14 protein-coding genes are annotated in these 14,941 nt (G+C 53.0%); 10 read left to right on the top strand and 4 right to left on the bottom strand.

Annotated features, from left to right (window positions below):
- Window positions 1-790 precede the first annotated feature (790 nt).
- Both IQ217_RS14975 and IQ217_RS14970 read left to right on the top strand, forming a co-directional pair.
- Window positions 791-1,387, top strand: coding sequence for a ParA family protein (locus IQ217_RS14975; protein WP_190599944.1), 597 nt, complete (start codon window positions 791-793; stop codon window positions 1,385-1,387).
- Window positions 1,380-2,117, top strand: a complete 738-nt coding sequence (locus IQ217_RS14970; protein ID WP_190599943.1) for a ParB/RepB/Spo0J family partition protein — start codon at window positions 1,380-1,382, stop codon at window positions 2,115-2,117. The genes IQ217_RS14975 and IQ217_RS14970 overlap by 8 nt, the downstream gene beginning before the upstream one ends.
- A gap of 676 nt (window positions 2,118-2,793) precedes the next feature.
- Here IQ217_RS14970 and IQ217_RS14965 read toward each other — a convergent pair.
- The gene (locus tag IQ217_RS14965; RefSeq protein ID WP_194020562.1) at window positions 2,794-3,828 is read right to left on the bottom strand and encodes a GNAT family N-acetyltransferase; all 1,035 of its coding nucleotides are present in this window, start codon (window positions 3,826-3,828) and stop codon (window positions 2,794-2,796) included.
- A 458-nt stretch (window positions 3,829-4,286) separates the two neighbouring features.
- Between IQ217_RS14965 and IQ217_RS14960 the strand changes: the two genes are divergently transcribed.
- The 4 genes from IQ217_RS14960 to IQ217_RS14945 all read left to right on the top strand — a co-directional run bounded on the left by IQ217_RS14960 (window position 4,287) and on the right by IQ217_RS14945 (window position 7,826).
- The gene (locus IQ217_RS14960) at window positions 4,287-5,804 is read left to right on the top strand and encodes an acyl--CoA ligase (RefSeq protein WP_194020561.1); all 1,518 of its coding nucleotides are present in this window, start codon (window positions 4,287-4,289) and stop codon (window positions 5,802-5,804) included.
- On the top strand, window positions 5,804-6,037 hold the full coding sequence (locus IQ217_RS14955; protein WP_228024072.1) for a ketopantoate reductase family protein: 234 nt from the start codon (window positions 5,804-5,806) through the stop codon (window positions 6,035-6,037). The genes IQ217_RS14960 and IQ217_RS14955 overlap by 1 nt, the downstream gene beginning before the upstream one ends.
- A 200-nt stretch (window positions 6,038-6,237) precedes the next feature.
- Window positions 6,238-7,647, top strand: a complete 1,410-nt coding sequence (locus IQ217_RS14950; RefSeq protein WP_420826695.1) for an MFS transporter — start codon at window positions 6,238-6,240, stop codon at window positions 7,645-7,647.
- A gap of 8 nt (window positions 7,648-7,655) precedes the next feature.
- Window positions 7,656-7,826 carry an addiction module antidote protein gene (locus IQ217_RS14945; protein WP_228024073.1) on the top strand — a complete coding sequence of 57 codons (171 nt, stop codon included), beginning with the start codon at window positions 7,656-7,658 and terminating at the stop codon, window positions 7,824-7,826.
- A 201-nt stretch (window positions 7,827-8,027) separates the two neighbouring features.
- Here the strand turns inward: IQ217_RS14945 and IQ217_RS14940 are convergent, their stop codons facing one another.
- Both IQ217_RS14940 and IQ217_RS14935 read right to left on the bottom strand, forming a co-directional pair.
- Window positions 8,028-8,609, bottom strand: a complete 582-nt coding sequence (locus IQ217_RS14940) for a hypothetical protein (protein WP_228024074.1) — start codon at window positions 8,607-8,609, stop codon at window positions 8,028-8,030.
- A gap of 74 nt (window positions 8,610-8,683) precedes the next feature.
- Window positions 8,684-9,151 (bottom strand): MarR family winged helix-turn-helix transcriptional regulator, encoded by a 468-nt coding sequence (locus IQ217_RS14935; protein WP_190599938.1) that lies wholly within the window; start codon window positions 9,149-9,151, stop codon window positions 8,684-8,686.
- 716 nt (window positions 9,152-9,867) lie between these two features.
- Here IQ217_RS14935 and IQ217_RS14930 point away from each other — a divergent pair.
- Window positions 9,868-11,742, top strand: coding sequence for a hypothetical protein (locus tag IQ217_RS14930; protein ID WP_228024075.1), 1,875 nt, complete (start codon window positions 9,868-9,870; stop codon window positions 11,740-11,742).
- Window positions 11,743-11,777: 35 nt separating this feature from the next.
- Here IQ217_RS14930 and IQ217_RS14925 read toward each other — a convergent pair whose 3' ends face one another.
- Window positions 11,778-12,650: a helix-turn-helix domain-containing protein gene (locus IQ217_RS14925; RefSeq protein WP_194020559.1), complete on the bottom strand. Its 873-nt coding sequence runs from the start codon at window positions 12,648-12,650 to the stop codon at window positions 11,778-11,780.
- Window positions 12,651-13,166: 516 nt separating this feature from the next.
- Here IQ217_RS14925 and IQ217_RS14920 point away from each other — a divergent pair.
- The 3 genes from IQ217_RS14920 (at window position 13,167) to IQ217_RS14910 (ending at window position 14,940) form a co-directional block, all read left to right on the top strand.
- Window positions 13,167-13,796, top strand: coding sequence for an NAD(P)-dependent oxidoreductase (locus IQ217_RS14920; RefSeq protein ID WP_194020558.1), 630 nt, complete (start codon window positions 13,167-13,169; stop codon window positions 13,794-13,796).
- 141 nt (window positions 13,797-13,937) lie between these two features.
- Window positions 13,938-14,441 (top strand): anthrone oxygenase family protein, encoded by a 504-nt coding sequence (locus IQ217_RS14915; protein ID WP_194020557.1) that lies wholly within the window; start codon window positions 13,938-13,940, stop codon window positions 14,439-14,441.
- Window positions 14,442-14,607: 166 nt separating this feature from the next.
- Window positions 14,608-14,940 carry a hypothetical protein gene (locus IQ217_RS14910; RefSeq protein WP_190599934.1) on the top strand — a complete coding sequence of 111 codons (333 nt, stop codon included), beginning with the start codon at window positions 14,608-14,610 and terminating at the stop codon, window positions 14,938-14,940.
- The last annotated feature ends 1 nt before the right edge of the window (window position 14,941 follow it).

Genomic DNA, 14,941 nt, shown 5'->3' with positions numbered 1-14,941 from the left:
TTTATCTGAATTAGTCAGGTGCCCGGGTAGTGGAGGTGCAAAGGAAATGGGGTCTTTCCGTTGGGGAGGCTAGTAAATGTTGTACCAGCTCCGCCTTTCGCATTGAACCGTAACCCTTAATTTTCGCTTTACTAGCGTGCTTTTTTCGCCACTTGGTATATTGAGTAGTCCGACCATGAACAGGTAAGCCAGGGCTACTGCTATTGTTTCTTCGAGCATATTGGTATTGTCTAGATAATTTATGTAAGTCTTATAGCTATGATGGGAGTAGTTAAAACAGGGTATGCCCTATGAGTGAGCTATCTACCACTACCCTTGCTACATTTCGAGTTCGTGCTTCTGATTGGAAATCCTTTAAGCAATGGGCTGCAGACCGGGGGAATTCCGCCAGTAGTGAGCTACAACGTTTCGTTTCCCGAGCTGTCAGTGGTGATTATGTGGACTCTTCCCATGGGCTCTCTGAGGGCCTAGCCACTGTCGATGATGTTGATTCTGCCGTTGCTGCCCTTGAGATTCGCTTTACTAGCCAAATAGAGTCTTTGAGGGCAAGTTTGCACAACCTTGATCTGCAGGGAATGCAAACATTTCCCCCCGTAGCGGTACAGTCCAAGGGGATTTCTACAGCTGAGTTAGTGGAGCTTTTAGCCCAGTCTAAGGAGCCTAGGGCTAAGAGGACTCTGCAGGGGTATGCGAAGAAGAATAAGTACCCTGAAGGCTTTGGGTGGAGAGCTCACAAATCTGACAACAGCTGGTTTTGGATTGAGCTCACTTCTAATGTAAGGGGGGCACTATGAAAAGTATTGCTGTGCTTAGTCGTAAGGGGGGAGTCGGTAAGTCTACCCTTGCTATGAATTTAGCTGTTCTTGCTGGTGATGCAACGATAATCGATAGTGACCCCCAGGCTAGCTGTGCTGACTGGGATGATCGCCGAGGTGAGGGTCTGCTTCCCCAGGTGGTAACTACCCCGGCGGCCCGAGTGAAGAATGTTTTGGGTAAATGTCAGTCTGAATGGGTAATGGTTGACACCCAACCTAGTGCAGAAGCTAGTCTGATTGAAATTGCTACCGAGGTAGATCTTTGTGTGGTGGTGCTTCGCCCTGGACAGTTAGAATTAGATGCCCTGGGGGCGACCCTTGCTGCTATTAGGGTTACCCAGACCGCCGCTGTCTTCTGCATCAATCAGGCTCACCCCAGTGCCAAACTGACAGACCTGATATCGGGACTGGAGCGCCACCATCCTGTAGGTCCAATCATCCGTAGCCGAGCAGACTTCCCTGCTTCCGTCGCTGAAGGTCTTTCCGTCACCGAGTGGAATCCTACGGGTAAGGCTGCCACAGAACTTGTTGATTATTGGTCTTGGCTCAAGAATAGGTACTTTAATGTCTAGAAAATCAACCCTTAGTCTAGGTAAGCTTGACCAGCGAGCAGATGAAGAGTTTGTTCCTACCAATGCAGAGGATTCCACCACTATCAAATTACTTGCCCTAGAACAGATTCTTGACCGTCCCGGTGGGGATACCCGTCTCCTTAAGCAAAAGCATGTTGATGACCTAGCGGAGTCCATTTCCTTTATCGGTCTCATTACTCCCCTGGCTGTTGACTCCCAGAATCACTTGCTAGCCGGAGCTCACCGTCGAGCCGCGTTGCAGAAGATTGAGGAGGAAGACCCGAACCTCTATAAAGAGCTGTTCCCCGCAGGAGTCCCGGTCAAAGTTTTTGACTTCGAGGCCAGCGAAAACTCCTTAGAAGCCCTGCAAATAGAAATTGAGGAGAATTCCCAGCGTCGTAACTTTACCCCCACCGAAATTAAGAAGGCAGCCCAGAGGTTAGAGGAAGCTGGCTATAAGTCTCTCAAGGGTCGCCCCAGGAAAGGGCAGAAGTCCCTCAAGCGGGAGTTGGCTAAGGTCTTTGGGCTTTCCGAGGATCGGATTCAGAGGCTTTTAAATGATTCTGTTCAAAAAGGTAGGTGTACACCTACCTTTTCTCCAGGGATCGCTATTGTCACCCTGGAAAAGTGGTCTAGTCAGATTGATGCTTCTGGTGCTGAAGCCTTGGTAGGAGTTGCGAAACAGATTACCGATCTTTTAGAAGAGCTCCGCAAACTTGACCCCGAGTAACTCCGGTACAGTTTTGGAACCTTCGCTTTGAGTCTGTTGTTAGTCAAATACAACAGGAAGTTGAGAAGAAGATGGATGAAGCTCACCTTCGGGTGGGCTTGTCTACGTTGCACATGTTCTTAATGGTTTCGATTAGGCTTAGTATTAGCAACGGAAAAATTTGGGTCGCTTATCTAAACTGTCCCATTTGCGATGTTTGGCTTTACGAGTCTGTCTAACGAGAAATCAAGGTTTTCGGGTAATTAGGCGGTGAAACTGTCTCATTTATAGTCATAAATGGGACAGTGGAGATTCAGATAAGCTATAAAATTTAATGTCTGTAAGCATTACTGGTTAAAGCTTTCAGACTTAACGACCAAAATTTTTCCGTTGCTAATACTTAAGCCACAATCGAGGACATCGGCTCAACGCCATCAGCAAGCACATGCATGACCATCAATGGACATAGGCTATGGCAAGGCCGGAAAGAATGCAAAGGCGCCACCATCTGCGGCAAAAAGAATTTCGCTCGGTACCAGTGGCAAAGACATCAGCCGCCAGCTAGGCTAGGCATCGTTCACCAACGCAGGCAGAGAAAAGGGGCCAGGCTCAATTGAGGGAAAAGAAAAACAGGGTCAGCTCTTCCCTTTTCTCTCCCCAGTTCATCCAAGTCTAAGCCTTCGAAGCAGAACCCTTGCTAGTGGGAACTACTTCTGGAATCACTTTGTACTAAGACACTTTTGATCGCGCCGCCGGTCGCTCGGCGGCAGTCTGCCAGGACGGCCTTGATGATGTCCTCGGCTTTGGGATCGGCATAGTAGATGACGGGCACCGGGGCTTCTTGCAGTCGAATGTAGAAGATGACATCGCGGCCGTTGTCGAAGCCGGGGGTGATGCCGGCGAAAAAGAAGCCTTCATGCTCCACCCAAGCGCACCAGTCTGGCGACGTTTCCCGGTCCAGTGGAATCTGGACCAGGACGTTGTCGTGCCCGGCCGTCGCCCGCTCAAAATCCGTGCGGCAGGCATCGGGCTCTTGTGCCGAGTCGATCCGGTCGATGACAAGGATGTCAAAGTCTTCATCGTACCGCGCGCGCATCGCACGGGCGCTGGATTGCAGCAGCATGGGTTTGCCGCTGTTGGTGACTGGTATGCCCAGGCGCGCATAGAGGCTGTGGATCAGATCAGCATGTTGCGTAGGAGGAAAAATGCGGCGAGGGGTGAAGGAGCGCAGCGGCAATGCGTAGAGCAGCATGGAGCCGTGCCGCGACCGATATTCGGGCGGCACATGCCGAAGGTATCGAGACGGTAATTCTCCCGCCATGACCCCCAGACAGGTGAAGCCCAGATCGACGTAGACGTTTTGGCTGAAGACATGATCGGCCACCGGATGCCCGAACACGCCGTTTAGGCCTTCTTCTCGCGCTGCCTGGATGACAAATGGCCGTGTCTTTGACATGAGCCCGTGATGCCGGTGCTCTGGGTCGACCATGGCCGCGCCGGTTTCCGCCCAGGATTCATGCTCCGGGCGGCTCAAGGCATCGTGTGCAACGACGCGACCGGTGGAGTCGATACCGACGACGGACAGCAGGCGCCCGTCGGCGTTGGCGCGCAGCAGGGCGTCGGGATCGTAGAGCGCTCGGCGAAAATAATCCTCTCCCCATACCCGCCGGACCAGCGCCGCCACGCCGGGGGCGTCTTCGGGCGTGAGTCGTCTGATCAGATAATCATTCATGCCGGATCGAGGAGTTTGGGTGGCCACAACGGTGTTCGGGCTTTTTCGGGCTGTTTCGCGATCCTTCGCTCTTTGCAGCGCTCACGTCCGCGAAACAAGCAGACCGGCGACAACAACACAACCGGCGCGCTGTTCCAGCGATCAGAGGACCCTGCACGATGCTCAATCTACCAGGCATCGTCGTCACCATGCTGATCGTTATGCCACTATTCATGCTCGCACCGCTACTCGTGATCTTCAATTACGGTAACACTTTACCATTTACACTATTCTCGCAGGCACAACCGCAGCTCTTGCCTGTTGCACCCGCTAAACTATGACAGCGCCCAACGAGTCCGCCAGCCCGACGCCGGTCCGTCCGGGAAAGCTGATTGCCGTGTGGAACTACTGACATGCTGGATGTTCGGCCCTCGCCAGGTCGAGCACCAGATTGAACGACAACCTGGGAGAAACCGGCCATGGCCGAAGCCACCACTGTATTCGAACTCATCTCGGCTGGCGTCGACGCCGCCGAGGCCATCCTGGCGCCGGAGCGCCCGAGCCTGACCTTCGCCGGACTGCGGGCGCAAGCCGAACAGACGGTCGCGGCGCTGAACCAGCGCGGTGTTGGGCGTAACGATCGGGTTGCTATCGTGTTGCCCAACGGTGCCGAGATGGCAACCGCCTTCGTCAGCGTTGCCTGCGGGGCTACCACGACACCGTTGAATCCGGCGTATCGGCTGGACGAGTTCGAGTTCTATTTGTCTGATCTGAATGCCAAGGCGCTGATCGTCGAGCAGGGCAGCGAGTCGCCGGCGGTCGCGGCAGCGGACAAGCTCGGCATTCCGATCCTGCGCATCGTTGCTGGCGAGGCGGCTGGCACCTTTACATTCGACGGCGCGCCCAGCGGCGACGCGGCAGCGAACAGCGGGCTGGCGCAACCGGACGACATCGCGTTGGTCCTGCACACCTCGGGCACCACATCGCGGCCCAAGATCGTGCCGCTGACCCAGCGCAACCTCTGCGCATCGGCACGTAATATCAGCACGACGCTCGCGCTGACCGCCGACGATCGCTGCATGAACGTGATGCCGCTGTTCCATATTCACGGTCTGATGGCGGCAATCATGTCGTCGCTGCGCGTCGGCGCCAGCGTGTTCTGTGCACCGGGTTTCAATGCGCTGAAGTTTTTTGCCTGGCTCGATGAAGCAAAGCCGACCTGGTACACGGCGGTGCCCACGATGCACCAGGTCATCCTGCCGCGCGCGGCACGCAGCAAGGACATCGTCGACGCGGCCAAGCTGCGCTTCATTCGCTCGTCGTCTTCGTCGCTGCCGCCGCAGGTGATGCACGCGCTGGAGGAGACCTTCGGCGCGCCCGTGGTCGAGGCCTATGCGATGACCGAGGCCGCCCACCAGATGACGTCGAACCCGTTGCCGCCCCGCGCGCGCAAGCCCGGCACCGTTGGCATTGCCGCTGGTCCCCAGGTCGGCATCATGGACGCCGATGGTGCGATTCTGCCGCGCGGGTCGGTTGGCGAGATCGTGATCCGCGGCGAGAATGTGACGCCGGGCTACGAGAACAATCCCAAGGCCAACGCCGAGAATTTCACCAACGGCTGGTTCCGAACCGGCGATCAGGGCATGCTGGACGACGAGGGGTATCTGAGCATCACCGGGCGCCTGAAGGAGATCATCAATCGCGGTGGTGAGAAGATCTCGCCGCGCGAGGTGGACGACGTCATCATGGACCATCCCGCCGTGCAACAGGTGGTGACCTTTGCAATGCCGCACCCCAAGCTGGGCGAAGAGGTGGCGGCCGCGGTGGTGCTGCGCGAGGGCCAGCGGGCCAGCGAGCGTGACCTCCGCGACTTTGCCGCCGGCCGCCTCGCGGACTTCAAGGTGCCACGCAAGGTGTTATTTCTGGAGGAGATTCCAAACGGACCCACGGGTAAGCTCCAGCGTATCGGTTTGGCAGAGAAGCTGGGGCTAGGCTAATGCGTATCTGTATCTACGGTGCCGGCGCTATCGGCGGCTATCTGGGGGTCCAACTCGCGCTCGCGGGGGAGGATGTGACGCTGATCGCGCGCGGACCGCATCTCGAGGCCATGCAGGCCAACGGACTGAAACTGCTGATCGACGGTGAGGAACGCATTGCGCATCCAAGCTGCACCGATTCGCCTGCCAGATCCATCACCAGCACTGCAAGAGCTCTCGGCTTGCCAGGCTGAGACCAGCCATACTGAAGGAAGGCCCAGAAGAAGTTCAGCTGCAAACAGTTAGAGTCGAAAACATAATGATTCACCATCACGGTAGTAACTGCCATGGTCCAGGCCAACCCAGCTGCACAGAACCATGCAGAGGTCTTCCGGGGGGACAAGATCGCTGGTGGACCCTGGCGGCGGTCGAATGCGGCAACTTTGTGGTGTATATGGATGGCTTCATCGTCACCCTGGCCCTGCCGGCAATGTCCCGCCATTTTGGTGTCGGCCTTTCTGTCTTCAAGTGGGTGATCGTTGCCTACTTGCTCACCGTCACGGTCACCCTGTTGCCGGCCGGTCGGCTGGCCGACATCTGGGGGCGACGGCGCATTGTCGTCACCGGCATGAGTGTCCTTGTGCTCAGTTCCGTCCTGTGCGCGATGGCGCCCACCGTCGGGAGCCTGATCGCCTTCCGAATCCTGCAAGGCATCGGCGGTGGCCTTGTGCTGGCCAACGTGATGGCCGAGATTACCGCGGTCTTCCCCAAGCAGGAGCGGCGCAAGGCCATGGCGGTCAATGCCTCGATCCTGGCGCTGGCCCAGGTCACGGGCCTGGTGCTCGGAGGGCTACTGATCGGCCAGTTCGGCTGGCGCTCCATCTTTCTCGTCATCCTGACGGTGAGCCTGGCCGGGCTGATCCTCAGCCTGCGTGTTCTCAAGGCCCGCCCCCGCCCTCAGGACCGTACCGCCATGGACTGGACGGGCGCCGTGCTCGCCATCGTGGCCACCAGCGCTCCCTTCCTGTTAATCGAACGTCTCTCGAGCACTGGGCTGACCCTGGCCAACCTGGCGCTGCTCATCGGCGGCGGCGTGGTACTGGTGCTGTTCCTGATCGTGGAGCGGCGCCTGCCGAAACCGCTGCTGACCCTCAACTTGTTCCGCTCACGCGCCTTCCTGTGCGGCTCGGTGGCGGCCGCTTTCTACTTCATCGCCGCGGTGTCCTGCTATTTCCTGCTGCCCTTGTACGCCCAGCTCGTGCTGGGGCGCTCGCCCGTGATGGCGGGTGTGCTGGTCGTGCCGCTCTCGCTGGTAGCCACGGCCACTAGTCTCACGGTCAGCAGCTTGGGCGACCGGGTGGGGGGGCGGACCCTCAGCACCGCTGGGATGCTAAGCCTCAGCGCGGGCTTGCTCGGCCTGTCCTGGCTCGGTCCTCACTCCTCCACCGCCGCCATCGTGTGCCCCCTGGTGCTGATGGGCATGGGCGGCGGGCTCTTTCATCCTCCCAACAACAGCGCCACCCTCAACACCATTCCTCCCGAACACCTCAGTGTGGCCAACGGGTTCTTCTCGATGGCGCGCAACTTCGGCCAGGCGATCGGGGCGGCGTTGGCGGCCACGCTTCTCGCCCACGCCCTCGGGGCCGCAGGCGCTGATGGCGCCTTGGCCGGGGTAGTGGGCGCGCGCCTGAATGGACAGCCCCTGGACGCCTTTTTGGGGGCCCAGCAGTTGGCCTATCGACTGGCGGCAGCCATGGGGTTGGTGGGCGCGGTGGTGTCTGTTCTGCGCGGGGCGGAGCTTCCCGGGAGCGCGCCGATGGGACCCAAGTCTGTAGCAACGGTCAACGACGGCCGTCGGCGCTGAGTGAAGACATGGCTGCCTATTTCAAAGCTGCTCTAGAGGATGGAGATCTAAGGCTGGTAGCTGTTGCACTGGGTGATATCGCTCGTGCCAAAGGCATGACACAGATTGAACGGAAAGCTGGACTGGGTCGCGAAAGTCTCTCTCCTCTAGCGGTAATCCTGAACGTGGAACCGTCTTAAAGGTTATTGCTGCACTCGGGCTTCAACTGCATGCCAGTCCTGCTGTTCAAGCGGAGACGGCTGTCTAACAAGCCCCTCGAGTGGACAAGCCACCACCGATTCCCTGCTGGAGTTTTAGATGCCGGGGTCACAACGGAAAAAGGAAAAAATTGTACGCTAAGGAAAAATCTGCAACTAGTCCACATCGGGTTCAACCCAGGCTTAGTTATTTTGAGTCTGTTTTATGGTTGCGCGTCTTCCCCAAGGCTTAAGGGTTGAAATGCCAATGATGATGATCAAAAAAATAGCTTGGGTTAGGGTACCGATTAGCACTCCCTTGGCATCAAAGGCATAGACCGCACTATTCAACGCTTGTAGCCTAACTTGATCAGATATCTGCTCTGCTTGATTGCCCCAGGGAAAGAGCCAGAAAGTGCCAAAGATCACTAACCCTGTGGTCAAGACCCACTTAGTGATCACCCAATAGAACTTAGTAAAGCCATAGTTGGTCGTCCAACACAGGGCTGTGGCGGTCAGCACTGAACCAATAGCGGCAGGGATTACGATGTAGTCATCTAGCAGGTTAATGGCGGCATTGAGCGTGTAAAGCTCGTCTCCGCTACTCGGAGACATATTTCGCAGTGAGAGCAGAAACATGCTCAAGACAGCCCCCGTCCAAAGGGCAGCAAATCCAATATGGGCAGATAACAGCCATTTTTTCTGTTGGATCGACAGTTTTGACATATTTTTCTTTGCTGGGTAGGTGGAAGCCTCTGCAGGCGGATTGTGGGCTGGAATAACCAAGCCACAATTACTTGATATATTGACTATTAACACATTAAATAATTGTTAAAGTCAACGAAGACGGGGATAGTCTCCTAGAGCAGGTTGTGGATAATTTGCTCTAAAACCCGAATGGCAACAGCTTGCTCTGCTTCTGAAATCCCGGCGGTTGATCGATCAATGGTCTCTGCACCAATTGGGGGGAGGACGGTCATTAGAGCTTTGCCTTCGTCAGTGAGCCAGATGCGGATAATTCGCCGATCACTAGGGTCACGCTCACGGTAGACCAGTTTGCGGTCTTCCATGCGATCAACTACGCCTGTCAGAGTCGCCCCCAGTTGCTTGAGCTTGTCGGCAATACCTGAGGTAGATAGCCCATCTTCTTCCCAAAGACAGCACAGAACCAGATAGTGAAAGGGCGTTAGCCCGTAAGGTTCTAGACGCTCCAAAAAGTGGCGGTACATCAGTTGAGAAACCAGTTTGACTTTATAGCCTAGGTTGTGGGGGGCTAACGTATGGTGCCACTGCTGGAGGAACTCTGAGTTAGAGATTGGACTAGGCATCCACGAAGGAAATAAAGAACGAGAATAATTACTAGTGTACCATCTTTGCTAATGCCGATTTTAGGTAATTCTATGCTCATGTTTGCCAGTCGACCATGACCTACACAATGAACAAATTCTCAGACTCAATGTTTGATCAAGCTTCGTTTATTACTAAACCAAAAGGAGTTTTTTTAAGGATGTTCGAGGAGATCAAGCAAACGGGATTATTGTTGTGAAAGCTATATAAAAGCTTTTAGTGATGTCATCATTCCCCTCTAAATAGCTTCAGGAAATTGAAGAGCTCTGTTTTTGTGTCCAGACAATGGGGAGCATCATAGGTTTAATTAACTTCACTGACAGCGTCCCAAGAAGCCCTAGGCTAACTATGCGTGTACAGAGTAGACCGTCGACCCTCCTTGGTGAGTGGCGCTAAAACCTTGATATATGGGGTTTAGGGAAAAGGTGAAAAAATGTGGGGGTGTCGTTCAGGAAATAGGCTATGATACAGTGGCCCATTTTCTAAGCAATTAAGAGAGGGAGTCAACCTAACTTAATAAGAACATCAAGTTCTTAACGTACCCCCCAGAAAAGGTTAAAGCCACCTGGCAAAGCGTGTTTCTCAGGCACGCCACAGGTAGCTACACAGACTCAACAAATACTGTCGTCAGTGTAGCATACCAATTTGCCGGATAGCTCCTCCTGGGAAAAAATAGGAGAGTATCTGAGCAGTGCTAATGACTAAGCACCTGCCCCAAAGTTATACGGGGCAAAGGTTTTGTAGATTTTTTAACCATCGATTTAACTTTATAAAAAGTTCTTATAGCTCAACCCCAGAGTGGATAACTATAAGTGATTACCCAATAGAGCACCGCAATTTATGGAGCATGTATCAGGACCCGGAGAGATTGATAGGGCTATCTTTTGGCACCACGACTCACTATGCGGTGCTAGATATTGACCGTCAGAGTCCCTATCATCCAGGTAACAGCGAGGCGCAATACCGAGAGTTGTTAGGAGCCTACGAAGAGGTGGGTATAAACAGCATAGTGACAGTGCAGTCCTCTAACAGTGAAGGCTTGCACGTGTACTTTGTGTTCCCGAAAGCTCTGCCCACGTTTAAGCTGGCGCATATGTTGCGGCTGACAGCAAACAAAGCGGGGTATGAAGTAAAAGATGGCAAGTTGGAAATCTTCCCCAACACCAAGGGCTACAGTAAGCATAGTAAAACAGCGTATAAAGCTCTAAGACTACCGTTACAGCGGGGGTCTTACCTACTGGACAAAGACTTCGTCCCCTACAGTAACGAGATAGAAGTTTTCTTAGAGCAAGGGGAAGCGGCGGCAGAAGAACAGGACATAGAGCTGATTGAAACAGCGATAGAGAGTGCCAGTCACATAAAACATTTTCGACGGGTCAAAGGGGAAGCTGATGCGTGTAGCTTTGCCCAAGACCTAAGGGAACAGATAGCTGAGGGCTGGACAAGTTTCGGACAGACTAACGACCTGTTGCGGATAATCAGTACCTATGGGCGTGTCTTTAAGGGGCTAGAAGGGCAAGCCCTAGCGGACTACATAGTAGAAACAGCAGAATCGAGTCCTGGTTATCAAAAATATTGTCGACACAAGCATAATATCCACCGTCGTGCTAAGGACTGGGGAAGGTGCATAGAGAAGTATTACTACCCCTATGGTAGTGAACCAAGCCGGATTGGCAGCTTTAATGACTTGCAGAAAAAAGGTTGTCGCCCAGAAAATCCACCGAAGGAGAATTTAGTTAATCAGAGCCGACAAAAAGGTGCCATTGAGCGTATTAAACAGGGCATGGAGTATCTTTCGGAAACGGTGAAAGTGTTGCCAAGGAAGGTCGGAGAACTGAAAGAGTTATTAATTGGGGCAATCAAAGAGATATTTGGCATCCGTGCCTCTGATAAAACCTTAGCTCGATATAAAGAGTTCTGGCATCCACAGTGTATTAAATTGGCAGACCTTGAAATATCAAGCCTACTTCCCAGTGCAGTAACTGAGCCTGAGTTTATTGATAGGCAGATTGAGGTGATAACAGAAAAAACTCCTCAAGTCGTTAAGGAAGAGCCAGAGCTGGGTATCCAATCAGATAGTGCTAGCAACAATTTCATTGACACTGGGCTAGAAAACCCGATAGTTGGTCAGTCTTCCGCCGAGGTTCCCTTTGTAAGTACTCAGCTTCCAAAGCCAAGAACTTTGCCCAAGTCAAAAAGTTCAGAGTCCTTACCTAGAGAGAGCTCTAAATTATGCCCCACCCCCACTGAAAGTTCGTTAAAAAAAGACAGTGAAAATAAATTGACCAAACTCAAGTGTGATAAGTCTTCTAAGATTTATGCCCCACCCTCCTCCTATATGAAGGTTTATATTTTGACTTCTCAAGCAGTGGGTTTAATTTCTAAGAGATTTCACGGTAAACCGTCCAGTTCTAAGCTTTGCTCAATTTCTTCTGGAACTGAGGTACGTATTTGTCGAGGAGCTAAGCATTCTCGTCATCCCGAGCTGCTTTATGTTAAGCCTTGTGAGGGTGCTGATAATTGGATTGGAGGCATTGCTGTTTTGTCTTCCTCCTTGGAGTTGGTTAACTAACTAAACCTTGTCTACGAAACTCCATGTCTAAACGCCTAGCCTCTGAAGGTTCTGGGTGTCATCCCCATCACTTTGCGAAATTGCTGGCTGAGGTGACTGTGACTGCTAAAACCACAATCAAGGGCAATGTCGATGATGGCGAGATCGCTCTTTTTTAGGAGGGTTTTAGCGCGTTCAACTCGTTGCTGAATCACATATTGGTGGGGAGCTATTCCCACTGACTTTTTGAACATCCGCCCAAAATGAAACGGACTCATCGTCAATAGTTGTGCCAGGTCAGCTAATTTAATGTCTTGGGTCAGATGGGCATCCACATAGGACAAGACTCGACGCAATTGATAAGGTGGCAAGCCCCCTTCATACTTAGGCAATTGTGGTTGGGCGCTGCTGTGCTGCCGCAGCAATTGGACGGTCAGGGATTGGGCCAGCGAGTCCAAATACAGGGCACTGCCAGACTGCCGGTGCTGCAATTCAGTCAACATTAGTGTCGCGATCGCTTCAATCGACCCTTGGCGACTTTGGAAGGTAGGAACCAGAGTGAGGTGATCGCTGTAACCGGTCAGGGTTTCTTGGGCAACGGAGCGCAGGAATTGATCGCTCATCTGTAATTGCAAACAGTTTTCGGTGCCCTGCCAACGCGCAAAGAATGGTAGGTCGGCCGGAGTAATTGTGAAATCGCCACGCCGATAAAGGGCTTCGTGGGTTTTACCGTCTTGGGCCTGGTGATATTGAATCGGTCGCGGCGCCAAACTGATGAATAAGGTGTGATGGTCAGGACTGTGAACTGTCGCTTCCCCTGGTGGAAATTGCAGATGTTCCAGGTGAATCTCTGACGGTTGGGACGCCGACGTAGTCACATTTGACGGTGACTCTAGGGGCAAGTCTGCTTGCGGTTGCGCAGCGGCCATCAGTTTATCGGGTTCCTTAACTCGCGATTCGTATCAACGGTTCGATTTTCAAGCCGTCCCACACAAAATCTTGTGAACAGTGCAAAATGTTGAATCAATCTTAAGTGTTTCGCTCTACAACGACAACTCGTAACCAGAACGTGCTGGAGCTGCAAACCATGAAAGTTCTTTCAAGCCGACCTTCATTAGCAAGGATGTTATCTTTCTGAAGGCCATTGGATGAACCTCATGATTTTTGGGTCCGCTGGTACAGTGGGGCATCACATCGTTGCCTCACTAGTTTTGGGCCGATATCTCTCGGCTTACGCCAGAGCTCGCACCTTCAGGTGAAACAGCAGCAGAAGAGGGGGCAGTATATCCTGCTTTTCAAAGCCCCATTCTTATGCTGTCGCGGTCAGAATGTCTTAGTTCTAGAAAAGAGATCGCAAGAAAGTGATAGTCCCGCAAGAACCTGACAGCCTGGTTTTGACGATTTCCTTAAGCTGAAACTGTTATTACTTAGGGAGCTTTCAAGCCATGAAACTAGTTATTTTTGGTGCCACTGGAACTGTCGGTCGGCAGGCTGTTCAACAAGCCTTAGAACAGGGACATACTGTCACCGCCTTTGCTCGCAATTTGACCAAGCTCGATATTCAGCATCCTCAACTCCGCCTCGCCCAAGGAGACGTGATGGATTCCGTAGCAGTCGAAACCGCCATCCAGGGACAAGATGCAGTGCTGTGTGTCCTAGGGGCGGGCAAACAGTTAAAGAGCACCATTCGCTCAGAAGGTACCCAGCAGATTATTAAGGCGATGCAGCAGGTGGGCGTGCGTCGGTTAATTTGCCTATCGACCCTAGGCGCTGGAGAAAGTTGGAGCAACCTGAACTTTTACTGGAAGTACGTCATGTTTGGCTTCATCCTGCGCCAGGTCTTTGCCGATCATCAGCGGCAAGAAGCGCTGGTGAAAAGCAGTGGTTTAGATTGGACCATCGTGCGCCCGAGTGCCCTTACTGATGGACCGCACACGGGGCAGTATCACCACAGTTTTCCTAGTAGCGAGCGCAACATCACGCTACAGATTTCTCGGGCTGACGTTGCCGATTTCCTCCTGAAGCAGCTCTCGAATCAGTCCTCCCTGTACCAAAGCCCTAGCTTGTCTTACTAAGCTGTGCTCTCTCGAACGGCTCCAGCATAGGGGATTCGGCCAGTCGCCACTGCGATCTTGGGTCCCCTGCCTGGTTGCCTAACGACCATCCAACTCTTCGTTATTGCCCGCAACTAATTTTGAACATTGAAGAACTTAACTATGTCTACTGAAGTAACTTTTCAAATTCTGCTGATTGTGACGACTTTGCTGTGCTCCCTTGTCGCAGGTTTCCTATTTGCTTTTGCCACCATCGTCATGCCAGGAATTAAGCAATTGAGAGATCGTGATTTTATCCGTGCCTTTCAAGTCATCGACGGTGTTGTCCAAAAAAAACAGCCAGTCTTTGTGGCTGTCTGGGTCGGCTCCGTGGTGGCATCAGTAGCCGTAACTGGTCTAGGTTTCAGTCAACTAGAAGGCTCTCAGCGGTTGCTATTGCTCGCAGTACTGCTGGTTTACATGCTGGGGGTACAACTCTCCACTTTTACGATTAATGTGCCGCTCAACAATCAACTCCAAGAGCTCAATGTGGATGCCATGGGCGAAACGGCCCTCAAATCCGCTCGTCTAAGCTTTGAGCCTCGTTGGAATCGGTGGAACGTCAGTCGGACACTGCTGGCCAGTCTAACGTCGGTAGTCTTGCTGGTGTTGCTCTTTCAACTCTGAATCACAACGACGTAACATTGACTGGATAAGCCACCCATTCGACGGTTTGGCTGGATGGGTCGCGTGTCTCTGTTGCGACCCCTACAGGGGAAAAAACTGATGAGCAGGGTGCTCTAACCCCAGGGTGGAACTAGAATCAAGGCATCAAGAATTAGAGGACTAGGTTATGTTGTCCTTGCATAACTTCGAGTGGGAAGAGGAAAGATTGGTGCAGGTAGAAACCCAGCCTCACCACATCGCTGGGGTGCTAGCTTCCATCCAAGAGACCATGGAAATGTCCGACTGCCATTGGGAGGATATACTCTCTTCCTACTATGAGTGTGAGGAAGACGAAACCGTTACCTTCTATGAGTCAGAAGTAGTTGATGCCGGGAGCCCGGGCATCTGGACCTATGTGGTTTATGAATGTGCTGAAGGTGAAGAAACGGTAGTTACAGACAAGGATATTAACATCATCGACCCAGCTCTAGAATTGCAAAAACTGCTAATAGCTAGTTGAT

This window comes from Synechocystis salina LEGE 00031 (genome assembly GCF_015207985.1).
In the GTDB taxonomy this organism is placed as follows: domain Bacteria; phylum Cyanobacteriota; class Cyanobacteriia; order Cyanobacteriales; family Microcystaceae; genus Synechocystis; species Synechocystis salina.
The sequence above is the reverse complement of the archived record's forward strand: the minus strand, read 5'-3'. Positions and strand labels throughout refer to the sequence as shown.